The sequence below is a fragment of the Sphingomonas sp. genome, from assembly GCF_035998645.1.
GTDB lineage: Bacteria > Pseudomonadota > Alphaproteobacteria > Sphingomonadales > Sphingomonadaceae > Sphingomonas.
Window position 1 is genome coordinate 64,414 of record NZ_DASYHL010000005.1, and the last position, 22,376, is coordinate 86,789.

At 66.3% G+C, this 22,376-nt stretch carries 22 protein-coding genes and 1 tRNA gene; 16 read left to right on the forward strand and 7 right to left on the reverse strand.

What is annotated here, in order from left to right:
• Positions 1-19: 19 nt before the first annotated feature.
• The 5 genes from VGN66_RS14040 (at position 20) to VGN66_RS14060 (ending at position 5,737) form a co-directional block, all read left to right on the forward strand.
• Positions 20-1,084, forward strand: a complete 1,065-nt coding sequence (locus VGN66_RS14040; protein ID WP_327519443.1) for an efflux RND transporter periplasmic adaptor subunit — start codon at positions 20-22, stop codon at positions 1,082-1,084.
• Positions 1,084-4,185 (forward strand): efflux RND transporter permease subunit, encoded by a 3,102-nt coding sequence (locus VGN66_RS14045; protein WP_327519444.1) that lies wholly within the window; start codon positions 1,084-1,086, stop codon positions 4,183-4,185. The genes VGN66_RS14040 and VGN66_RS14045 overlap by 1 nt, the downstream gene beginning before the upstream one ends.
• Positions 4,186-4,213: 28 nt before the next feature.
• Positions 4,214-4,765, forward strand: coding sequence for a TspO/MBR family protein (locus VGN66_RS14050; RefSeq protein WP_327519445.1), 552 nt, complete (start codon positions 4,214-4,216; stop codon positions 4,763-4,765).
• Between the two features lie 53 nt (positions 4,766-4,818).
• Entirely contained in the window at positions 4,819-5,118 is a 300-nt protein-coding gene (locus tag VGN66_RS14055; protein WP_327519446.1) for an accessory factor UbiK family protein, read from the forward strand.
• A 112-nt stretch (positions 5,119-5,230) separates the two neighbouring features.
• Positions 5,231-5,737 carry a YbjN domain-containing protein gene (locus VGN66_RS14060; RefSeq protein WP_327519447.1) on the forward strand — a complete coding sequence of 169 codons (507 nt, stop codon included), beginning with the start codon at positions 5,231-5,233 and terminating at the stop codon, positions 5,735-5,737.
• Positions 5,738-5,881: 144 nt separating this feature from the next.
• Here VGN66_RS14060 and VGN66_RS14065 read toward each other — a convergent pair whose 3' ends face one another.
• A complete protein-coding gene (locus tag VGN66_RS14065; RefSeq protein WP_327519448.1) occupies positions 5,882-6,532 on the reverse strand; it encodes a hypothetical protein in 651 nt (216 codons plus the stop codon).
• Between the two features lie 133 nt (positions 6,533-6,665).
• Here VGN66_RS14065 and VGN66_RS14070 point away from each other — a divergent pair, with 133 nt between their 5' ends.
• Positions 6,666-7,292, forward strand: a complete 627-nt coding sequence (locus VGN66_RS14070; RefSeq protein ID WP_327519449.1) for a hemerythrin domain-containing protein — start codon at positions 6,666-6,668, stop codon at positions 7,290-7,292.
• Positions 7,293-7,322: 30 nt separating this feature from the next.
• On the opposite strand, the gene VGN66_RS14075 is transcribed toward VGN66_RS14070, so the two are convergent.
• Positions 7,323-7,808 (reverse strand): MarR family winged helix-turn-helix transcriptional regulator, encoded by a 486-nt coding sequence (locus tag VGN66_RS14075; RefSeq protein WP_224920415.1) that lies wholly within the window; start codon positions 7,806-7,808, stop codon positions 7,323-7,325.
• Between VGN66_RS14075 and VGN66_RS14080 the strand changes: the two genes are divergently transcribed.
• Positions 7,807-8,955: a branched-chain amino acid aminotransferase gene (locus VGN66_RS14080; protein WP_414713217.1), complete on the forward strand. Its 1,149-nt coding sequence runs from the start codon at positions 7,807-7,809 to the stop codon at positions 8,953-8,955. The two genes, VGN66_RS14075 and VGN66_RS14080, sit on opposite strands and share 2 nt — an antisense overlap.
• Positions 8,956-9,007: 52 nt before the next feature.
• A tRNA-Gln gene (locus VGN66_RS14085) sits at positions 9,008-9,082 on the forward strand.
• A 51-nt stretch (positions 9,083-9,133) separates the two neighbouring features.
• On the opposite strand, the gene VGN66_RS14090 is transcribed toward VGN66_RS14085, so the two are convergent.
• Both VGN66_RS14090 and VGN66_RS14095 read right to left on the reverse strand, forming a co-directional pair.
• The gene (locus VGN66_RS14090) at positions 9,134-9,913 is read right to left on the reverse strand and encodes an SDR family oxidoreductase (RefSeq protein ID WP_327519451.1); all 780 of its coding nucleotides are present in this window, start codon (positions 9,911-9,913) and stop codon (positions 9,134-9,136) included.
• A complete protein-coding gene (locus VGN66_RS14095; RefSeq protein WP_327519452.1) occupies positions 9,910-10,239 on the reverse strand; it encodes a nuclear transport factor 2 family protein in 330 nt (109 codons plus the stop codon). Before VGN66_RS14095 ends, VGN66_RS14090 begins: the two co-directional genes overlap by 4 nt.
• Before the next feature lie 102 nt (positions 10,240-10,341).
• On the opposite strand from VGN66_RS14095, the gene VGN66_RS14100 reads away from it, so the two are divergent.
• From VGN66_RS14100 to VGN66_RS14135, 8 genes are all read left to right on the forward strand, one after another.
• The gene (locus VGN66_RS14100) at positions 10,342-11,232 is read left to right on the forward strand and encodes a LysR family transcriptional regulator (RefSeq protein WP_327519453.1); all 891 of its coding nucleotides are present in this window, start codon (positions 10,342-10,344) and stop codon (positions 11,230-11,232) included.
• Positions 11,233-11,375: 143 nt separating this feature from the next.
• A complete protein-coding gene (locus VGN66_RS14105) occupies positions 11,376-13,679 on the forward strand; it encodes a TonB-dependent receptor (RefSeq protein ID WP_327519454.1) in 2,304 nt (767 codons plus the stop codon).
• Complete coding sequence (locus VGN66_RS14110) at positions 13,679-14,650, forward strand: MBL fold metallo-hydrolase (protein WP_327519455.1); 972 nt, start codon at positions 13,679-13,681, stop codon at positions 14,648-14,650. Before VGN66_RS14105 ends, VGN66_RS14110 begins: the two co-directional genes overlap by 1 nt.
• Positions 14,651-14,660: 10 nt before the next feature.
• Positions 14,661-15,776 (forward strand): FAD-dependent oxidoreductase, encoded by a 1,116-nt coding sequence (locus tag VGN66_RS14115; protein ID WP_327519456.1) that lies wholly within the window; start codon positions 14,661-14,663, stop codon positions 15,774-15,776.
• A 14-nt stretch (positions 15,777-15,790) separates the two neighbouring features.
• Positions 15,791-16,951, forward strand: coding sequence for an MFS transporter (locus VGN66_RS14120; protein WP_327519457.1), 1,161 nt, complete (start codon positions 15,791-15,793; stop codon positions 16,949-16,951).
• 2 nt (positions 16,952-16,953) lie between these two features.
• Positions 16,954-17,520 (forward strand): cupin domain-containing protein, encoded by a 567-nt coding sequence (locus tag VGN66_RS14125; protein ID WP_327519458.1) that lies wholly within the window; start codon positions 16,954-16,956, stop codon positions 17,518-17,520.
• Complete coding sequence (locus VGN66_RS14130) at positions 17,520-18,413, forward strand: NAD-dependent epimerase/dehydratase family protein (RefSeq protein WP_327519459.1); 894 nt, start codon at positions 17,520-17,522, stop codon at positions 18,411-18,413. The genes VGN66_RS14125 and VGN66_RS14130 overlap by 1 nt, the downstream gene beginning before the upstream one ends.
• On the forward strand, positions 18,400-19,173 hold the full coding sequence (locus VGN66_RS14135) for a glucose 1-dehydrogenase (RefSeq protein ID WP_327519460.1): 774 nt from the start codon (positions 18,400-18,402) through the stop codon (positions 19,171-19,173). Before VGN66_RS14130 ends, VGN66_RS14135 begins: the two co-directional genes overlap by 14 nt.
• 176 nt (positions 19,174-19,349) lie before the next feature.
• Here the strand turns inward: VGN66_RS14135 and VGN66_RS14140 are convergent, their stop codons facing one another.
• The 3 genes from VGN66_RS14140 to VGN66_RS14150 are packed head-to-tail and all read right to left on the reverse strand — an operon-like array spanning position 19,350 to position 22,363.
• On the reverse strand, positions 19,350-20,300 hold the full coding sequence (locus VGN66_RS14140) for a fumarylacetoacetate hydrolase family protein (protein WP_327519461.1): 951 nt from the start codon (positions 20,298-20,300) through the stop codon (positions 19,350-19,352).
• Positions 20,300-21,457 carry an alpha/beta hydrolase family protein gene (locus tag VGN66_RS14145; RefSeq protein ID WP_224920381.1) on the reverse strand — a complete coding sequence of 386 codons (1,158 nt, stop codon included), beginning with the start codon at positions 21,455-21,457 and terminating at the stop codon, positions 20,300-20,302. The genes VGN66_RS14140 and VGN66_RS14145 overlap by 1 nt, the downstream gene beginning before the upstream one ends.
• Before the next feature lie 3 nt (positions 21,458-21,460).
• Positions 21,461-22,363 carry a VOC family protein gene (locus VGN66_RS14150; RefSeq protein ID WP_327519462.1) on the reverse strand — a complete coding sequence of 301 codons (903 nt, stop codon included), beginning with the start codon at positions 22,361-22,363 and terminating at the stop codon, positions 21,461-21,463.
• Positions 22,364-22,376: the final 13 nt, after the last annotated feature.

Sequence of the window (22,376 nt, forward strand, 5' to 3'; positions counted from 1 at the left end):
TGGTGTAGCGCGCTTTTCCATGCGAATGATTCTTGTTTTGGCGGCTTCGGCTGCGGTCCTGGCATCGTGCGGCGGCGGCGACGCCGCGCAGAAAAAGGGCCGCGAGGCGCCTCTGGTCACGCTGGGCGCGGTTCAGTCGGCGCGCTTTGTCGAGCGGATCGATGCCGTCGGCACCGCGCGCGCCAATGAACAGGTGACGCTGACCGCACCGGTGACGCAGCGCATCGTGCGCCTGAATTTCGATGACGGCGCGTTCGTCAGCCGGGGTCAGGTGATCGCGGTGCTCGAGGCCGGGCAGCAAAATGCGCAATTGGCGCAGGCTCAGGCGCGGTCGCGCGAGGCGCAGCAGCAGCTCAACCGGCTCGAAGAACTCAAGAACCGTGGCTTTGCGACGCGCAGCGCCGTCGATGCGCAGACCGCGTTGGCCGGGCAGGCAAATGCGCAGGCCGCAGAAGCGCGCGCGGCGATCGGGGACCGGGTGGTGCGTGCGCCGTTCGGCGGCTGGGTGTCGTTACGCAATATCTCCGCCGGTGCAGTGGTGAGCGCGGGGACCGAGATCGCAACGGTCAGCGATGTGAGCCGGATCAAGCTCGACTTCACCGTGCCGGAAACGCTGCTCGGGCAAATCCGCCCGGGGCAAGCCATTGTCGCGACCGCCGCGGCCTACCCCGACCAGCCGTTCCGCGGCACCATTGCCACGATCGACCCGGTGCTGAACCCGCAGACGCGCGCCGCCACGGTGCGCGCGGTGCTCGCCAATGGCGACCGTAAGCTCAAGCCCGGCATGCTGCTGACTGTCGCGATCGAGGCGCAGGCGCGCACCGCCGCTGCGGTTCCCGAACTGGCAGTGGTGGGCGAGGGCGAGCAGAGCTTCGTCTTCGTCATCGAGAACGGCAAGGCGAAGCGCGTGCCGATCCGCATCGGCCTGCGCCAGAACGGGCTGGTCGAAGTGACGCAGGGCCTGAAACCCGGCCAGCGCGTCGTCACCGAAGGCGTGGTCAAGATCGCCGAGGGGCAGCAGGTCCGCACGGCGGGCGCCGGCAATGCAGCGCCCAAGGCGGCGGGCCAGGCCAAGGGTAACTGATGCAGATTTCCGACCTTTCGGTCCGGCGGCCCGTCTTTGCCGCAGTGCTGGCGATGCTGCTGACGATCATCGGCGTCGTCGGTTTTCTGTCCCTGTCGGTGCGCGAATATCCCGACACCGACCCGCCGGTGGTGTCGGTCGAGACTGCTTACACCGGTGCCGCCGCCAGCGTGATCGAGGCGCGGATCACCCAGCCGATCGAAGAGGCGTTGTCGGGGATCGAGGGGATCGAAACGATCACCTCGCGCTCGCGCGATGGCGTGTCGGACGTGTCGATCGAGTTCCGCCCCGGCCGCGACATCGATTCCGCCGCAAACGACGTGCGCGACCGCATCGGCAGCGTCGCCGAGGACCTGCCCGAAGAGGCGATTGCGCCTGAGGTGCGCAAGGTTGATGCGGATAGCTCGCCGATCCTGTTCCTCGTCATTTCGCGCCCCGGCTGGTCGCGGTTGCAGCTGTCCGACTATGTCGACCGCACGCTGGTCGACCGGTTCAGCACTATCGACGGCGTTGCGCGGGTGTTCGTTGCGGGCGATGCGCGCCCGTCGATGCGCGTGTGGCTGGATGCGACGCGGCTCGCCGCCTATTCGCTGACCCCGGCGAATGTGGAGACAGCGCTGCGGACCCAGAATGTCGAGCTGCCCGCCGGCCGTCTGGAATCGCAGCAGCAGAACCGCACCTTGCGCGTCGACCGGCCGTTCGCGACGGCGGGCGACTTTTCGAACCTTGTCGTCGGGCGCGGCACCGACGGGTATCTCGTCCGGCTGGGTGACGTCGCACGGGTCGAGCAGTCGGCGGAGAACCCGTACAACGCCTTTCGCATGAACGGCCAACAGGCGGTTGGGCTCGGCATTGTACGGCAGTCGGGCGCGAACACGCTGGAGGTCGCCGAGACCGCCAAGGCGACCGCAGAAGCGCTCAAGGCGGATCTGCCCGAGGGGATGACGATCACCGTTGGATCGGACGATTCGCTGTTCATCGGCCGTGCGATCGAGAAGGTGTGGCAGACGCTGGCCGAGGCGGCGGTGCTGGTGGTGCTGGTGATCTTCCTGTTTTTGGGCTCGTGGCGCGCGACGCTGATCCCGGCGGTGACGGTGCCGATCTGCCTGCTCGGGGCCTGTGCGGTGCTGTGGCTGTTCGGCTTTTCGATCAATCTGCTGACATTGCTTGCGCTGGTGCTCGCCATCGGCCTCGTCGTCGATGACGCGATCGTCGTGCTCGAAAATGTCTACCACCGAATCGAGGAGGGGGAGACCCCGCTGGTCGCGGCGTTCACGGGGACGCGGCAGGTCGGCTTTGCGGTGATCTCGACCACGCTGGTTGTCTGCGCGGTGTTCGTGCCGATCTGTTTTCTGTCCGGCCAGACCGGGCTGTTGTTCCGCGAACTGGCGGTGGCGATGATCGGTGCGATCGCCTTTTCGGGCTTCCTCGCGCTCAGCCTGACGCCGATGCTGTGCTCAAAGATGCTGCGCCAGGAACAGCGCGGGCGCTTTACCGGTTGGGTCGACCGGCAGTTCCAGAAGCTTGAGGATTTCTACGCGCGCCGCCTTTCGCGTGCGATCGACAAGCCGGTCATTCCGCTGATCGTTGTGCTGGCATTCCTGTTCGCTGCGGGCGGCGCGTTCGTGACGCTCCAGTCCGAACTGGTCCCGCCCGAGGATCAGGGCGTCGCACAGGTCCAGATCAGCGCGCCTGAGGGCACCAGCTTTGACCAGATGGACCGCTATATGCTCGGCACGCAGGAGAAGCTGCTGCCGCTGCTCGATCAGGGCGCGGTGCGCACGATCATCACGCGCACCCCGGGCGGCTTTGGCGCGAGTGACGATTTCAACAGCGGTGCCTTCATCATCTTCCTCAAGACCTGGGAAGAGCGCGACACCTCCACCGCGCAGGTTGCGCAGCAGATCAACGGCATCCTCGCCAACGAACCGGCGGTGCGCGGCAATGCGCAGGTGCGCTCGGCGCTGGGGCGTGGGCGTGGGCAGCCGATCAACTTCGTGCTGGCGGGCAATACCTATGAGGGGCTGGTCGCCGCGCGCAATCGCATCATAGCGGCGGCGGCGCAGAATCCCGGCATCATCAACCTCGATTCCGATTACAAGGAAACCAAGCCGCAGATGCGGATTGAGGTCGATACGACGCGCGCCGGCGATCTTGGCGTATCGGTCAACGACGTCAGCCAGGCGCTCCAAACGCTGCTCGGTTCGCGCCGCGTCTCGACCTATCTCGATCGGGGCGAGGAATATCGCGTGATCGTGCAGGCGGACGAAGCGGGGCGCTCGTCCCTCGCCAATCTGGCGCAGATTCAGGTGCGCGCACGCGACGGGTCGCTGGTGCCGCTGTCCAACCTCGTCACCACGCGCGAAGTGTCGGGACCGCGCGATCTGGGCCGCTATAACAAGCTGCGCGCGATCACATTGTCGGGCGGCGTCGCGCCGGGCTATTCGCTTGGGCAGGCGCTGACCTTCCTTCAGGAGCAGGCGGCGCAGTCGCCCGAAGTGCTGGCGGTCGGTTATCGCGGTGAGAGCCAGGCGTTTGTCGAGACCGGCGGGTCGATCCTGCTGGTGTTCGGACTGACGATCCTGATCATCTACCTGCTGCTCGCGGCGCAGTTCGAGAGCTTCGTGCATCCGGGCGTGATCATCATGACCGTGCCGTTGGCGGTCGCCGGGGGCATGCTCGGGCTGTTCTTCTTCGGCAAGACACTCAACTTGTACAGTCAGATCGGTATCGTCATGCTGGTCGGATTGGCGGCCAAGAACGGCATCCTGATCGTCGAATTCGCCAACCAGCTCCGCGACGAGGGCAAGAGCATTGCCGAGGCGATCCGCATTGCCTCTGCGCGCCGCCTGCGCGCGATCCTGATGACGTCGATCGCGACGGCGGCAGGTGCGGTGCCGCTGATGATCGCGAGCGGGGCAGGTGCTGGCGCGCGGTCGGCGATCGGCGTGGTGATCGTGTTCGGCGTGATGCTGGCGACGCTCATCACCTTGTTCCTGATCCCGATCCTGTATAGCAGACTTGCCAAGTGGACTGGTTCACCGCAAGCCGTGAGCCGGGAGCTTGATGCGGCGATGGCATCGCCGCAACCCGCCGAATAGGTTGGGTCATAGAGACTGGGAGCGGGGAATGGAGATTGCGTCCAAGGGACAGCTGCGGCTGGCGTTTCTGCGCTGGGCGGTGGTGACGGTTCCGTTCATCCTGCTGCTCGGCTTCACCTCGGCGCGGATCGCGCCGACCGGGGCTGAAAACCTCTGGTACCAGATGCTCGAAAAGCCGCCGCAGACGCCGCCTGACTGGGCGTTTCCGGTCGCCTGGACCATCATCTACGTCCTCATGGGCCTGGCGCTGGCGATGATCATCAACGCGCGCGGATCGAAGCTGCGCGGCCCGGCCTTGGTGCTGTTCGCGGTGCAGATGGGCGCGAACCTGGCCTGGTCGCCGCTGTTCTTTGGCATGCACCAGCCATTCTGGGCGTTCGTGCTGATCGGCGTGATCCTGGTGTTGGCGCTGGCGACGACGATCCTGTTCGGGCGCATCCGCACCGGCGCGGCGATCCTGATGCTGCCCTATCTGGGCTGGCTGTGCTTTGCCGGGTGGCTGTGTTTCCAGATCCACCAGCTCAATCCGAACGCGGAAACTCTTGTCCCGGCGCAGTCCGCGCCCCAAATGAGTATCTGAATTGGCTTCAGCGATGCTGAAACGGATGCGGTGAGGCCGCGAAGGAACAAGACATGCAGAGCGACAACCGCATTTTCGACGATTTCGTGAAGTTCGTGAACGGCGCGGCCGGCACGATGGCCGGCATGGCGCGTGAGGGCGAGTCCGCTGCGCGTGAGCGGTTCAAGACGTTCGTCGGCGGCATGGATTTCGTCGCGCGCGACGAGTTCGATGCGGTGAAGGCGATGGCGGTTGCTGCCTGTGACGAGAATGACGCGCTGCGTGCGCGGATCGAGGCGCTTGAGGCGAAGTTGGGCGATGCTCCCGCAGCTGCGAAGCCCGCAAAGCCGAAAAAGGCCGCGCCGGGCGTCTGAGCCCAGCCTTTTCCACATCTATTTCCGCCATGGTTACGCTAAGCTGCTTGTGCGGCGCGGCGAGGATTGGCACCAACTGCGCCAGGCAAGGGCCGGGCGGAGGACGACCGGAATGCTCGATGAGAGCGAATATGAGCGCGACGATGACGCCGCGCCGATCGACATGCTGGAAAGCTACTTCGCGGCGCATGGCTGGAGCCATACGCGCGAAGAGGACGAGGTCGTTGCCAAGGTAAAGGGCAGCTGGACCGAGTATGAGCTGCGCGCGATCTGGCGCGAGGATGATGGCGTGCTCCAGTTTCTGGCGTTCCCGGACGTGCGTATTTCGGACGAGCGTCGTGGCGCGATCTATGAGACGATCGGGCTCGTCAACGAACAGCTGTGGGTCGGCCATTTCGAGCTGTGGTCGTCGAGCGGCATCCTGCTCTATCGCCACGCCGCGATGATCCCCGGCGACGACGGCGCATCAATCACGCTGCAGCACACCGAATTGCTGGTCGAAAGCGCGATCGACGAATGCGAACGCTTCTACCCGGTGTTCCAGTTCGTCCTGTGGGGCGGCAAGTCGCCGAAGGAAGCGATTGCGGCTGCGCTGATCGAGACGCAGGGCGAGGCGTAACTCAGCCAAGTGTTTTTCGTCCCCCCGGCTTGACCCGGAGTTGGGCTAATACCGCAACAAGCCAAGAAAGCCCCGCCCCGGGTCAAGCCCGGGGTGACGTTTTGGGGTTAGCGGGCGCGCCGCTGCCGACGCGCCCTCGCCCCGTCACCCTTCCGGCCCGATCGTCTTCACCACCTTGCCCTTGTCGTCGAGGAAGTCGATCGCCGCGCCGCCGTCTGGCGCGACCTTGAGCATCAGGCGGGGCTTGCCGCTCGCGTCCTGCAGCATCACCACCGATGCCTTGTCGCGCGACTTGCCGACGAACAGGCGGCCCGCACCCTTCGACGCATCGGGGCGGATAGCGGCCTTGCCATCGGCCTTGGTGAACATGCTCTCGGCACCGCGATCGGAGATGATCAGCGCGGCGCTGTCGCGGCTACCATTGTCGGTCTGGAGCAGCTGAAGCGTCTGGTCGTTCTCATAGCGGTCGAAGGTGAGGCTGGCGCCGCCATTGACCTTGTCGCCGTCCTTCTTGCCGGCCCAGATCAGGCCGCCATTTTCGGTCCCTTCGTCGTTCATGAACAACATGCCGGCGGCAAAGGCGCGGTCGGGGCGGGCGATTTCGTCACCCTTGTAGAAGGCGCCGGGGAAGCGGCCCTTGCTGGCGATCACCAGCCGCAGCGTGCCGTCGGGTTCGCGGACATTGATCCGTTCGACATCGATCGTCCCGAACTTTTGCGGTTTAGCGGCCGCAATCAACGTCACTGCCGCGATGGTCACCGCTGCGCCCGTCACCAAACCCTGCCAATACGCCATTCAATCCCCCCAAAGGTTGCGAGCGCCGAACGTACCGGTGGAGCGGCCGGGGTCAACCACGAGATGCCGCTGAGCGGAACGTCCAACCCGCTGAAAACGTTGTTGCGCCATAGATCAATTCATGGAGGCGACGATGGCGACGAAGACTCAGAACGAGACCCGCGCAGATAACCAGACTCGCGACAGCAAGGGCCGGTTCAAGGAAGAAGGCGGCTGGGGCGGGAGCTTTGGCGCGATCGCCGGCGCTACGGCGGCCGGTGCCGCGCTGGGTGTGTTGGCGATGCTCGGCCGCAAGGTCGCGGTACAGTCGCCGACGGCGATGGCGGGCGACTGGATGGATGGCCTGATCGCCGAGCATAAAGCGGTGCTCAAGCTGCTCGACGCGATCGAGGCGACCGACGATAGCGCGGTCGCGCGGCGCAAGCTGATGCTGACCCAGCTCAAGCACGCGCTGGCTAAGCACGCGATCGAGGAAGAGAATGTGATCTATCCCGCGCTGCGCGAAGCCGGGAAGATCGCAGATGCAGACGAGCTCAACAGCGAGCATGGCTATGTGAAGCAGCACCTCTACGAGCTCGACAATATGCCGGCCGGCAGTGCGAGCTTCCTCGCGACGATCCGCACGCTGCGCGGCGAGCTGGAAGAGCATATGAGGGACGAGGAAGAGCAGCTGTTCCCGCAGTTGCGCGCCAGCCTGTCGGACGAGAAGAACGCGCTGCTGACGCGGGCAATGAACCGCGAAGGCTTCAAGGTGGCCTGAGCTTCTTGGCCCCTCTCCTTTAGGAGGGGCTTATTTCCCGCCCAGGTCCGAAACGCGCTTGCGTTCATCGGCCGGGATCAGGCCTTCGAGCACGGCCCAGAACCCCCCGACCGCTGCCTGTCCCGCTGAGGAATAGGCGGCGGTCATTTTTTCGCGCAGCGCGTCGAACAGCTCCGCCTCCAGCCTTGTCCCTTCCGGGGTCAGCCGCAGCAGCCGCTGGCGCCGATCCTCGCGCCCCGGCCGTGTTTCGATCAGCCCGCGTTCGGTGAGGTCGGTCAGCACCCGCCCCAGCGACTGCTTGGTGATCGCGAGCAGCGAGATCAGTTCCCCCACCGTAATGTCGGGCTGGCGCGCGACGAAGTAGAGCGAGCGGTGATGCGCGCGGCCAAGGCCCTGCGCCGCCAGCCCCTCATCGATCGAACGCGTGAGGTGACTGTAGCCGAAATAGAGCATCTCGACGCCACGCCGGATCTCGGCTTCGCGCAGGAATAGCGGGGACGCAGTTGGGACAGCCATGTTGACCTGTTTTGCCATCCGCCTTAGTCGTGCGCAACCGCCGATTCAGGAGAATGATGTGAGCAGCCTGACGTTTCACGTTGAAGCCAACCCGGCTCCCATCGATGCGAACGAGCGCACCCGCATGCTCGCCGACCCCGGTTTCGGCAAGCTGTTCACCGATCATATGGCGATGATCCGCTGGTCGGATGCGAAGGGCTGGCACGACGCCAAGATCACCGCGCGCGGGCCGCTGATGCTCGATCCGGCGACCGCGGTGCTGCATTATGCGCAGGAGATTTTTGAGGGGCTCAAGGCCTATCGCCTCGGCGACGGTGGGACGGCGCTGTTCCGGCCGGAGGAAAATGCCCGGCGCTTCCGCGAGTCGGCGCGGCGCATGGCGATGCCCGAGCTGCCCGACGGTCTGTTCATCGGTTCGATCGAAGCGCTGGTGAAGGCGGACGCGGACTGGATTCCTGAGCTTGAAGGCGGATCGCTGTATCTGCGCCCGTTCATGTTCGCGAGCGAGGTGTTCCTGGGCGTGAAGCCGGCCAGCGAATATCTCTACCTCGTCATCGCCTCGCCCGCCGGCGCCTATTTCAAGAGCGGAGCGAAGGCGGTCACGATCTGGGTGTCCGACCATTATACCCGCGCGGCGCCCGGCGGGACGGGTGCGGCCAAATGCGGCGGCAATTATGCCGCGAGCCTGGTCGCGCAGGCCGAGGCGATCAAGGAAGGATGCGATCAGGTCGTGTTCCTCGACGCGGCCGAGCGCCGCTGGGTCGAGGAACTGGGTGGCATGAACCTGTTCTTCGTGTTCGACGATGGCAGCATCGTTACCCCGCCGCTGGGCGGTACGATCCTGCCCGGCATCACGCGGGAATCGATCATCGCGCTGGCCCGTGAACAGGGAATCACGGTGCGTGAAGAGCCCTATGCGATCGACCAGTGGGAAGCCGATGCGAACAGCGGCAAGCTCGTCGAAACCTTCGCCTGCGGTACTGCGGCGGTGGTCACCCCGGTCGGTCAGGTGAAGAGCCGCGACGGCGGCTTCACCATTGGCAGCGGCGGGCCGGGGCAGGTGACCGAAGCGCTCAAGGCGCGCCTGACCGCGATCCAGCGCGGCGAAGCCCCCGACCCGCATGACTGGGTGCATCGGTTCGGTTAAACCCTCTTTTCATGCGGGGCGCGGCGCTTTAAGGGCGTCGCTCCGACCATGCTGGGGCGTAGCCAAGCGGTAAGGCAACGGCTTTTGATGCCGTGTACCGAAGGTTCGAATCCTTCCGCCCCAGCCATTCACTTTGATGTGTCGCCACTTGAGCCGGGTATCCGGACGCGACACGTCTTCAGGCGGTTGGCACCGTCCCCCCGTCGATTACGATTTCGGTGCCGGTGATGCTGCCCGCGCGGTCGGATGCGAGGAATGCGATCAGGCTGGCGACCTCCGCTGGAGTGGATGGGCGCCCGATGGGGATACCGCCCAGCGAGGCCATGATCGCGCGCTTGCCTTCTTCGATATCCGCGCCGCTTTCGGCCCCGATCCGCCGCGCCAGATCAACCGCCGCTTCGGTCTCGATCCAGCCGGGCGAGACGCGAACGACGCGGACGCCGTGGGGGGACACCTCCTTGGACAGGCTCTTGCTGTAGGTCGAGAGCGCTGCCTTGGCGGCGGCATAGGCGGTGGTCGCTTCGGGCAGCGGGAGCTGTCGCTGGATCGAGGTGACATGAACGACGACCCCGCTGCCGCGCGCGACCACGTCGGGGAGCAGCAACCGATCGAGCCGGACGGCGGGCATCAGGTTGAGGTTCAGCTCATCGCTCCACACCGCATCGTTGAGCGCGGCGAAGCCACCGGCGGGGGCGGATGAGCCGCCCAGCATGTGCACGATAATGTCGACGCCGCCGAGCCGCGCGCGGACCGCGTCTGCCACGGTCGTCGCGCCAGTCGCGGTCGTCAGGTCGGCCGCGACGAACAGCGCGTCGGGCAGGTCGGCGGGTTTGGACCGGGCGGTGGTGAGGACCTGTGCCCCGAGTTCCCGGAACAGCGCGACCGTCGCCGCGCCGGCTCCGCGCGTGCCCGAGGTGATCAGCGCGCGCTTGCCCGCAAGCGTGAGGAACGCGGTCATGGGGTGATCTCCAGCGCGGCGATGCGGTCGCCGGCCAGCGTGAAGCGGTGGAACAGATCGACCGGGCTGCCGGGGAAGTTGCCCGAGACATGCGCGGTCACGACCGTGCGATCGCCATCGTCGGCGACCGCATAGGGATCGACGGTGTAGCTGTACTGGCCTGACGCCTGGGCCTTCCACGCCCGGATCGCTTCGCTGCCGGTGTGGCGATGGCCTTCATCGCGAACGGTCGCGTCGTCGGTGAAGTGCGCGGCAATCGCGGTCGCGTCGCCGCTGCGGTCTGCGCGGAAATAGCCGGCGATGGGGTGGGGTAGGGCGATGGTCATGCGGGTCTCCGTGGTCTGCGTGTCCTGATCCGCAATTTAGCCATGGACCTGTGTTCCGATAATCGGGATAAAGCGGGATGCGATGTTTCAGATCACGGGATAATGGCTGACCCCGGGCTCGCCGGGCTGGACGCGGTGCTGGCGATTGCGCGGCGCGGGTCGTTCCGCGCGGCGGCGCTGGACCTCGGCATGTCGACGACGGCGCTCAGCAACAGCATCGCCAAGATCGAGCGGCATCTTGGCGTGCGGCTGTTCAACCGTACGACGCGCAGCGTGGCGCTGACTGATGCAGGGCGGGTGTTCGTCGAGCAGGTGGCACCGGCGCTGCGGAGCATTCGCGATGCGATGGACGGGGTGCGGTCGCAGCAGACGATCCCGTCTGGCATCCTGCGCATCAACGCCTTCGCGACCGCCGCGCGGGAGGTTTTGGCCCCGCTCATCCTCGCCTATCTGCGCCGCTACCCCCAGGTTCATATCGATCTGGTGACCGAAGGGCGGCTGGTCGATATCGTTGCCGATGGTTTCGACTTTGGCGTGCGCAGCGCGGATCTGGTCCCCAGTGACATGATCGCGATCCCGATCAGCCCGCCGCGCCGCCATGTCGTCGTGGCGACGCCGCGCTATTTCGAGGAGATGGGGCGACCGGCGGTTCCGCCCGATCTGCTCAACCATCGCTGCATCCGTGTGCGGCTGCCCAATGGCGGGCTGTATCGCTGGCGGTTCGAGCAGCAGGGGGTGCCGGTGCAACTGGACGTGTCGGGGCCGATCACGCTGGACGAAGCGAGCCTTGCGCGGATGGCGGTGCTGGCGGATGTCGGCATCGGGTTCTTCATGGAGGCCGATGTGCGCGACGATATCGCCGACGGGCGGCTGGTGCGCGTGCTCGACGACTGGACCCCGCCGCTCGCGCCGCTGTGCCTTTATTATCCGGGGCGGAAGAACCCATCGGCGGCGTTCAAGGCGTTTGTCGATCTGGCGCGCGGGTCTCGCTGAGACACTTCGCATGACACGCACTCAATGCATCAATTTCATTTGTGCGGATGCATAGAAACAATTCGTTATGATAATTCTTCGGATTTAGTCACTCCTTCGCTCGAGGCGCGCTCACTGAGGCTGCGTCCAGGGAGGGTTGTCTGATGAAAAAATTGCTTCTCGCGGGGACCGCGATCCTCGTCGCCCATGCTTCCGTCGCGCTGGCGCAGGACGCGCCCGCCGCGCCGGCCGCGACCGAGGAAGCCGAAGGGCTCCAGGATATCGTCATCACCGCACAGCGTCGTTCGGAGTCGCTGCAGCGCGCTGCGGTTGCCGTGACCGCCGTCACCGGCGACGCCCTTGCCCAGTCGGGCATCACCGAAACCGCCAATCTCGGCAAGCTCGTCCCCTCGCTGGTGGTCCAGCCGACCGGCGGCACGACCAGCTTCTTCCTGCGCGGCGTCGGCACCAATTCGCAGAACTCGTTCTCGGAGAACGCGGTCGCGTTCAACTTCAACGGCGTCTATGTCGGCCGCCCGACCGCACCCGCCGGTGTGTTCTACGACCTGGAGCGGGTCGAGGTGGTCAAGGGGCCGCAGGGTACGCTGTATGGCCGCAACGCCACTGGCGGCGCGATCAACGTCCTCCCCAAAAAGCCGATCCTCGGCAAGTTCGGCGGCGAGGCGCTGTTCGAATATGGCAATTACGACAGCAAGAAGGGCTTCCTCGCGCTGAACGTGCCGATCGGTGACACGGTCGCGCTGCGCGTCGCTGGGCAGATCGTCGATCGCGATGGCTATATCTCCGACGGCTATGACGACGACAAGGGCGAGGCGGTGCGCGCGTCGCTGCTGATCGAACCGTCGGATCGCTGGTCGATGACGCTGGTCGCCGATTACTACAACCAGCATGGCAAGGGTTCGGGCGCGGTGTTGCTGCCCGAGGCGCGCTATAGCGTTCCCGCGCTGGAGGACCGCGTCAGCGTTTCCGATCCGCGCGCGCAGGCGGCTGTCCGCCAGCTCGCCTCGACGATCTTTGCCCCGCCCTTCTGCGGTGGTGCGGGTGGCTTCGTGACCAGCGGCTGCGTCGCGCTTGCTGGCACCGACGGCTTTCTCGACAATGAGTTTATCGGGGTGAGTGCGACGGTCGTCGGCGATCTGGGCTTTGGTACGCTGACCGTGCTGCCCGCCTGGCGGCGGTCGGACGTCAATTTCCGCACCTATCTGCCGGGCTTTGCGGGCGACATCACCGATCTGGCTGAGCAGACTTCGGTCGAGGTGCGGCTGGCGTCGAACGATGACGGGCGGCTGCGCTACGTCCTCGGCGGCTTCTATTTCGGCGAGAATCAGGAAACGCTGAACTTCTTCCGCCAGGGCAATATCTCGACCACGCGCTTCTCGCCACGGCTCAACACCGAGAGCGTTGCGGCGTTCGGCCAGTTGACCTTCGACCTGAGCGACAGTCTGCGCCTCGTCGCGGGCGGTCGTTACACGCGTGAGGACAAGAAGCAGCTGACCTCGACCGCCGCAGGCGGCCTGCCCGGCCCGGTCAATCCGCCGCTGAGCGCGCCGTTCACGGGTAGCCTGAGCTTCGAGAAGTTCACCTGGAAGGCGGGCGTCGAGTTCGACGCGGGTCCGGCGTCTTTGGTCTATGCCAATGTCGCGACCGGCTTCAAATCGGGTGGCTTCTTCGTTGCCCAGCCGCCAAACAACACGTTCGAGCCGGAATCGCTGACCGCCTATACTGTCGGGGCGAAGAACCGCTTCTTCGACAACAAGCTGCAGCTGAATTTCGAGGCGTTTTACTGGGATTATAAGGACCAGCAGATCACGTTCGTCGGTGGCGTGCCGACCGGCAACGGGCTGTTCGCGCAGGGCTCGATCACCGTTAATGCGGGCAAGTCGCACATCTATGGTGCCGAGTTCGAGGCGCGCTTCGCCCCTAGCCGCAACGACCTGTTCAACCTCAACGTCCAGTATCTGAAGGGCGAGTATGACAGCCTGGTCACGGCGAACTTCTCGCCGACCGGGGCGCCGGTCACGACTGGCTGCCGCACGCTGGGCAGCCGCGCGGCTAATCCAGGGGTCAACAACGCGCGCTTCTACGACATCGATTGTTCGGGCAAGCCGACGGTCAACTCGCCTGAGTGGGCGATCAATGTCGGTTATGAGCGGACGTTCGAGCTGACCGGCGACCTCGATTTCATCGCGGGTGCGCGGGCCAATATCGAGAGCAGCCGGTTCATGAACTCGAACTACCGCCCTGAGGAGAAGCAGGACGGGTTCGTGATGGCCGATGCGTTCGTCACGCTGCGCAGCCAGCAGGGGTGGAGCGTCACCGGCTTCGTCAACAATTTGACCGATGAGGTCGTGCTGGCCCGTGCGGGTACGCGCCCGATCCTCGACTTCCCGGTCGGCACGCTGCGCCCGCCGCGCACCTATGGCGTCCGCGTCGGGTTCGACTTCTGATGCGCGCGTCGCTTCTGGGGCTGGCGGTTGCGGCGGCACTCGCGGCATCGCCCGCTACCGCGCAGCAAGCGTCGCCCCAGGGCGATGCGTTCATCACACTCGGTACGATGGGCGGGCCGGTGGCGAGCCGCGACCGGTCCCAGCCCGCCAATGCACTGGTGCATGGCGGGCGTGTCTATCTGATTGATGCCGGGGACGGCGCGGTCCAGCAGCTGACCAGGGCAGGCTATCAGCTGCCCCGCGTGCGCGCCGTGTTTCTGAGCCACCTCCACACCGATCATACCGGCGGCCTGTCGGCGGTGCTGGGGCTGCGCAACCAGACCAATGTCGCCGAGAAGCTGACCGTCTATGGCCCGCCCGGAACCCGTGAGCTGGTCGCGGGCATGGTCGCGTCGATGCAGCCTGCGGCACGCGTCGGCTATGGCATTCCGGGCCAGCCCTGGGCGCCGCCCGCCGATACCGTCACGGTGATCGAGCTGGACGATGGCGACAAGGTCGCGGTCGACGGCATGACCGTCACCGCGGCGCAGAACAGCCATTACGACTTCGCACCCGGCAGCGTCGAGGATCGCAATTACAAGTCGCTGTCGTTGCGCTTCGACCTGCCCGGCCGGTCGATCGTCTATACCGGCGACACCGGGCCGAGCGCGGCGGTAGAGAAGCTCGCCAAAGGCGCGGACCTGTTGGTCAGCGAGATGATCGACATGACCGCGACGATGGCGACGGTCGCGCGCAATTCGCCGAATATGCCGGCCCCGGCCAAGCAGAAGCTGGAGCAGCATCTGTCCACTCATCACCTGACGCCGGAAGCGGTCGGCGATCTCGCCGCGCGCGCCGGGGTGAAGGCAGTGGTCATCACCCACTTCGCGGGCGGCACCCCCGACCCCGTCCGCACCCAGGGCTATATCGCAGAGGTCCGCGCGCGCTTTGCCGGGCCGATCACCCTCGCCAACGACCTCGACCGTTTCTGAGAGACTGAACATGAAATCCGGCACTATTCTCGTCATCGGCGGCGGCATTGGCGGCCTGACCGCCGCCATCGCGCTGCGCGCCAAGGGCTTTGACGTCACGGTGATCGAGCGCGATCCCGACTGGTCAGTCTATGGCGTCGGCATCATCCAGCAATCGAACGTGATCCGCGCGATGTCGCAGCTGGGGCTGATCGACGAATATGTGGCGTCGGGCGTCGGGTTCGACGCGGTCGAGATTTTCACGCCCACCGGCGTCAAGGTCGCGCGCGTGCCGACCCCGCGACTGGTCGATGGTTATCCCGCGAATATGGGAATCGGCCGCCCGGCGCTGCACAAGATCCTGGGCGACAGTACGATCGCCAGCGGCGCGAAGGTGCTGCTGGGCGTGACTGCGACCGAACTGAACGACGATGGCGACGGCGTCGATGTCACGCTGTCCAATGGCGAGAGCGCGCGGTTCGATCTCGTGATCGGTGCGGACGGTGTTTACTCGCAGACGCGCGCGATGCTGTTCCCGGACGTTGGCGGGCCGCAATTCACGGGGCAAGCGGTGTGGCGCTACAATCTGCCGCGCCCGGCCGATCTGGATGCGCTTCAGGCGTATAACGGGCCGACCGGGGTGGGGCTGGTGCCGATCTCCGAAGACCTGATGTACATCTATGTGACCACGCCTGAGCCGGACAATCCGCGCTATCCGCGCGAAGGTCTTGCGGCGTTGATGCGGTCAAAGATGGCGCATTGCGCGCCGTACATCCGCGAGCTGTCGGAGCTGGTCACCGATGACGCCGGCGTCGTCTATCGTCCGCTCGAAGGAATGATGGTCGAGGGTGAGTGGCATCGCGGGCGCATCGCGCTGCTCGGCGATGCGGTGCACGCGACCACACCGCATCTGGGCCAGGGCGCGGGCATGGCGATCGAGGACAGCCTGGTGCTGGCCGACGAACTGGCGCGGCACGACGATGTCGAGACCGCGCTGAGCAGCTATCGCAACCGCCGGTTCGATCGCTGCGCCTATATCGTGCGCTCGAGCCTTGCGATCTGCATGGGGCAGATCGGCAAGGGGCCGCCGGTCGATAACGCCAAGGCGACGCACGAGATGTTCGAAGTCGTCGCGCAACCGATTTGACGCAGGATAGCAGCATGACCCAGCAAGCGACGACCCGCCATGGCGTGATCCTGATGCTCACCGCGGTGATGCCGACCATGGCGATCATCGCGCTGGTGCCGGTGTTGCCGCTGTTGTTGCGCGAATTTGCCGATGTGCCGGGCGCGGCGGTGCTGGTGCCGATGGCGCTGACGATTCCCGCCTTATGCGTCGCGCTGTTTTCTCCGCTCGCCGGCTGGCTGTCGGACAAGGTTGGGCGCAAGCGGCTGCTGATCGCGGCACTGGTCGGCTATGCCGGGTTCGGGCTGCTACCGTTGCTGCTTCACGATCTGCGCATGATCCTCGCCGCGCGCGTCGCGCTGGGGGTGACCGAGGCGATCATCATGACTGTCGCAACCGCACTGGTCGGCGATTACTTCACCGGCGAGCGGCGCGAACGCTGGGTGTCGATCCAGATCGCCACCGCGAGCGTCAGCGCGATCGTGCTGATCGCGGCGGGCGGCGCGCTGGGCGAGGCACTGGGCTCGCGCGGGCCGTTCTGGCTGTATCTGCTGGCGTTGCCGGTGGCGCTGGCCGCGGCGATGATCCTGTTTGAACCGGCCAAGACGGCCGCGGCTGCACCCGCAGCTGCAGGCAAGGCGCAGGGCATCGCGATGCTGGTCGCGATCACCTTTGGCATCGGGATGCTGTTCTACACGCTGATCGTCCAGCTGGGGCCGGTGATCGAGGCGACGGGGGTTACTTCGCCCGCCACGATCGGGCTGGCGGGTGCGGCGGCGAACCTTGGCGTGATGGCCGGATCGATGCTGTTCGGGCGGCTCAAGGGCTGGTCGGGCGAGACCTTGCTGTCGATCGGCCTGCCGCTGGTTGCGCTCGGCTATGTCGGGATCGCGCTGTCGACAAGCTTTGCGCTGACTGCGGCGTGCGCCGTGGTGATCTCGGTCGGCAATGGGCTGATGCTCCCGACGATGCTCGCCTGGGTGCTGCGTCGCCTTCCGCCTGAGACGCGCGGGCGCGGGACGGGCGTGTGGACCGGGTCGTTCTTCCTCGCGCAGTTCGTCGCACCGATCGTCGCGGTTGCGCTGTCGGGCGTGCTCGGCGGCCTGTCGGGCGTCTTCCTCTTCTATGCCGCTGCGGCAGCGATCGGCGCGGGTGTCGCGCTGTTGCGCCGTAGCCCTGTCACTCAAGGAGCATGACTATGACCAAGCCCGTTCGCCGCGTTGTCACCGGCCATGACGCGAGCGGTCGCGCGATCATCCAGGAGGATGGCGCCGCACCGCGCGTGCAGCAGATCGGCGGGCCGTCGGGGCCGATGTTCCACGAAGTCTGGAACACGCAACAAACCCCGGCGCTGCTCGACGCCGCATCGGGCGAGCCGCATGAGGAGGGCATCAAGCTCGCCCCTCCCAAGGGTGGCACCCGCATCCGCGTGCTCGACATCCCGCCCGAGAATGACGAGATCCGCACCATGTCGCCCGAAGAGGCACAGGCGCATTTTGCCGAGGTCGGCGCTGGCGACGCGTCGGCGCATTCTGGCGAGGGTAGCCGCCATGCGCTGATGCACCGCACCGAGACGATCGATTACGGCATCGTGCTGGAGGGCGAGCTGGTCCTGATCATGGACGAGGGCGAGGTGACCGTGCGCGCCGGCGACATCGTGATCCAGCGTGGCACCAACCATGGCTGGTCGAACCGCTCGGACGCCAATTGCCGGATCGCCTTCATCCTGATCGACGGCGAGTTCGCGCCTGAGCTCAAGCGGTAATGTTGCTCGCGATCACCGGCGCGGCGGGGTTCGTCGGCCGGGCGGTCGTGCGCCAGCTTGCGGCCGATCACCCGCAGGTCGAGCTGTTGCTCGCCGATCGGGAGGTGGCGGGGTTCGACGGGCATGAGACGCTTGCGGGCGACCTCACCGACCCGGCGGTCATCGCCGCGCTGACGGCGCCGCGCATCGACGCGGTCCTGCACCTCGCGGCTCTTCCGGGCGGAGCAGCCGAGCGCGATCCCGCAGCGTCGCGGGCGATCAATCTCGATGTCCCGCTGGCGCTGATCGAGGCGATGCGTGGGCGCAGGCTGGTAATCGCGGGGTCGATTGCGGTGTTCGGCGGCGCGCTTCCCGCGTTGGTGGACGATGCGACCGTTCCGGTCCCCGCCAGCGTTTATGGCACGCACAAGCGCATGATCGAGCTGGCCTTTGGCGACGCGGTTCGGCGCGGCGCGGCGTCCGGAATGGCGCTGCGCCTGCCCGGCATCGTTGCGCGACCGGCCGCGGCGGGGGGATTTGGTTCGGCGTTCCTAAGCGATATCTTCCACACCGCGCTGGCCGGAACGCCGCTGTGTGTGCCGGTGGCTGCGGACGCGACCAGCTGGCTGATGTCGGTGCGCTGCTGTGCGGCCAATCTGGTTGCGGCAGCGTTGAGCGAACGGACGGCGCAGGAGGCGGTGACGCTTCCCGCGCTGCGCGTGACGATCTCCGATCTGGTGGCGGAACTGGCGCGCCATGGCGATGTGTCGGGTATCCGCTTCGAGGAGATCCCGGCGACGCGCGCGACGTTCGGGAGCTATCCCGACCTGGCCACCGCGCGCGCCGATGCGCTTGGCTTTCGACATGACGGAAGCGTGGCGCAGCTGGTGGAGACGGTGATTGCCGACCTCTGACGCCCTGTCGGCCTTCCGCCTCGACGGGCGGACGGCGCTGATTACCGGACCGGTGCGCGGGATCGGGTTGGCGATCGCGCGGCTATTCGCAGGGGCGGGGGCGCGGCTGGTGCTGGCCGATGTTGATGCGGCGGCGTGCGATGCGCTCGCCGAAGAGCTGGGCGGCATCTCGATCCCGACCGATGTCGGCGACGCGGCCGCGTTGGCGAAGCTGGCGGAGCAGGCCGAGGCGCAGACCGGCGGCATCGACATGCTCGTGTGCAACGCCGGGATTGCGGGGCAGGCATCGCCGATGCACGCGATGGACGAGGCGGAGCGCGAGCGGCTTTATGCGATCAACCTGCTCCACCCGCTGCGGCTGACCGGGCATATCGCGCCGGCGATGGCGGCGCGGGGGCAGGGGAGTATCGTCCTGCTGTCGAGCATCGCGGGACTGCGCGGCAATGCGATGCTGGGGCATTACGGGATGACCAAGGCGGCGCTGGCGCAGCTTGCGCGCAACCTTGCGGTCGAATGGGGGCCGTCCGGTGTGCGCGCCAACGCGATTGCGCCGGGGCTGATCGAGACCGACTGGGCGGGCGCTATCCTGTCGAGCCCGGAACGCGCCGCGCGGCGGCTGGGGATGACCCCGCTCCGCCGCGCGGGGTCGCCTGACGAGGTTGCGGCGACCGCGCTTTACCTCGCCAGCGACGCGGGCGGTTTTACCACCGGCCAGACGATCGTGGTCGATGGCGGGACGCTGATTTCGGACGGGAGTTAGGGCAACTCTCCCCTCCCGGAAAGGGAGGGGACGGGGGTGGGTGCGCGCGTCTGCGCGCCGAACAGACTCGAACAGACAGCGCGACAAAAAGCGGCCAGCGAGGCATCGAGCCTCGCTGGCCGCTAAACCCACCCCCTGCCCCTCCCTTTCAGGGAGGGGAGTTCACAGGATAGGAGTTACCCCTTCACTACGCGCTGATCGATCGCGCCGAAGGGCGACGTATCGCCGCCCGCCCGCATCGCCACGCGGCTGCCGAACGACAGGAACGGGGTTTGTGGCGCGCCATGGGCGATCATCTCGATCGCGCGGCGTTCGGACATACAGGTCGATCCGACCGTTTCATGCTCTGCGTTCGACACGGTACCCGATCCGATGATCGTGCCGGCGGGCAGCGAGCGGGTGCGGGCGGCATGCGCAATCAGCTCGTGAAAGCCATAGCCCATTGCCGCGCCATTCGGGCTGCCGAACCAGGTGCCATCGACCTCGACCGTCAGCGGCAGGTGGACTCGGCCGTCGCGCCAGGCGTCGCCCAGCGCGTCGGGCGTGACTGCGAACGGCGCAACGCTGCATGCCGGCTTGGCCTGCACCCAGCCAAAGCCGGTCTTCATCTCGGGAATCGCAATCGCGCGCAGCGACCAGTCGTTGATCAGCACGACCAGCCGCACATAGGCCAGCGCCGCGTCGGCCGAGCAGCCCATCGGCACGTCGCCGGTGATGACGCCGAACTCACCCTCGAAATCGATCCCATCGGCTTCGCTGGGCAGCGGCACGTCGGCGGTCGGCGCGATGAATTCGTGGCTCATCCCCTGATACATGAGTGGCAGGTCGGTTTCGATCGGCGCGTGGCCAAAGGCGAGCTGCATCAGCGCGCCATGGTTGGCGAAGGCCGATCCGTCGAGCCACTGCCATGCGCGCGGCAGCGGTGCGGCGAAGTCGTCCGGCTGGACCGCCTCACCGCTCTCCGCCGCTTCGACCGCAGCAGTCAGCGCGCCCTGTGCCGCATCCCAATCGTCGAGTACAGCCTGAAGCGTGGCATAGCCCGCGACCGGCGCGACGCGCGCGCCGTCGCGGCTGACCGCCACCAACGTCCCGTCGCGCCCGCCGCGCCGCAGCGTTGCGAGCCGCATCAGGACAGCTTCCCGCCCAGCGTGTCGGCGAACCAGTCGGCGATATAGTCGCGGCCAAAGCTCATATTGTCGGCACCGACATGCTCGACCCCGCCCTCGCGCTCGGTGAACAGCTTGAGTTCGCGGCGCGGCGAGTTGATCAGCTGGTCATAGCAATCCTGCGCATAATCCACGCTGATCTGCCGGTCCTTGGCGCCATGGGTGACGAGGAAGGGGACCTTCACGCCGCCCATATGGCCGTTGAGATTCATGTCCTCCGCCTTGGCGAGGAAGTCGTCCATGTCCTTCGCGCCAAACGCCCAGATCACGTGCGCCCAATAGTGCGGGACGGGATTCTCCCCTTCGCGCTTCAGGCGCTTTTGCTGCACCTCGGCCCAATTATGGTTCGCACCCCAGCACGCGCCGCTGGCGAAACGCGGTTCATAGGCGACTGCGCGCGGGGCGAAATGGCCGCCGAGCGAGATGCCGGTCATGCCGATCCGCTTGGGATCGACGTCGGGTTGGGTTTCGAGCCAGTCGATCGCCTTGCTCGCCCAGTTCTCGCTGTGGGGATCGACGGGCAGGTTCTGCAGGCGCAGCGCCTCACCAGTGCCCGGCTGATCGACGCACAGCGTGGAGATACCGCGCTTGGCCAAAGCCTCGGGCAGGTGCGACCAGTAGAGCAACTCCTTGCAGCTATCGAGGCCGTTGCAATAGACGACCACGGGATGCGGCCCCGGCCCTTCGGCGCGGGTGTAGAGCGCGGGCATGGTGCCGGTGCTGAGCGGGATTTCCACGCGCTCACGATTGATCGAGCCGAGGCGCGTCGAACGCGCGAAGGTGTCGAGTGCGCGGGCATAGGTTTCCTCGCGACCCGGATGGCCATGGCCCTGCATCCGCTCGGCAACGAGCAGGTAGAGCGAGGCGCGCTCGAGTTTGTCGGAGGCGGAGAAGCCGCGACCTGCGGCCTCATCTTCATCCGCCAGGCCGATCAGCTTGTCGCCCATCTCGACCCATTTGGCCATGAACTGCGGCGTGCCGGCGTCCGAACCCGACGCAGCGGCGTCCTTGATCGGCTGGCACATATCGACGATCTCGCCGATGCGTCCGCCGCTCTCCAGCGCGATCGCGACCGAGAGGTTCCAGATGTAGTTCGGGAAATATTCAAACAATGCCATGACTTAAGCCTCTGCTGCCTGGAACAGGCCGGCATCGGCCTCGGGATGCGGCATGGTCTGCGGGCCGCCGACGCCGACGCCCCACTGGTCCATTACCTGCGGTCCGGGAACATGGACCTGATCGACATGGTTCTCGAAATCGACCTCTTCCAGCTCCGACGTGTACTCGACCGCAAAGCCGCTCGGCGTGGTGAAGTAGCTGAAGGTGTTGTTGCCAGCCGTGTGCCGCCCCGGGCCCCAGCGGATGTCGGTGCCCTTTTTGCGCAGCCGGCTGATCCCGCGCATCATGTCGTCGACGGTCAGCATGTCATAGGCGACATGGTTGAGGCAGGCCGGTCCGGGCAGGAGCGCGATGCGGTGATGCGCGCTGTTGCAGCGCAGGAAGCACATGAAATCGCCCAGCCAGTCGCTGACGCGGAACCCCAGCACATCGACGAAGAACTTCACCATCGCCTGATGATCGGGCGAGTGCAGCACGATGTGGCTGATCTTCTGCGGCACGCCGTCCCAGCGGACCATCTCACGGCTCGGTCCGCGCGCGACATCGCTCGAAATCTCGAACGGGAGGCCGTCGGGCGAGAAGAAGCGGAAGCCGTAGCCGCCGCCCGGCGCGGTCAGGTCACGCGGGGCGTGGATGATCTGGCACCCGGCGTCCTGCACCTTGGTGTGGAGCGCGTCGACATCGGCGCGGTTATCCGCCGCCAGCGCGATTACGTCGATCCGCTTGGTGTCTGCCGCGCGCAGCCGGACGACATGATGCTCGTCATGCCCCTGTGCCTTGAAATAGACCATGCCGTCGTCCGACGGGACCGATTCCAGCCCCCAGACATCGGCGTAGAAGGCGCGTTCTTCTTCCAGCGCCGTGACCGCATATCCGACATAGCGGATTTCGCTTACCTTGCTCATTCATCCTGCTCCA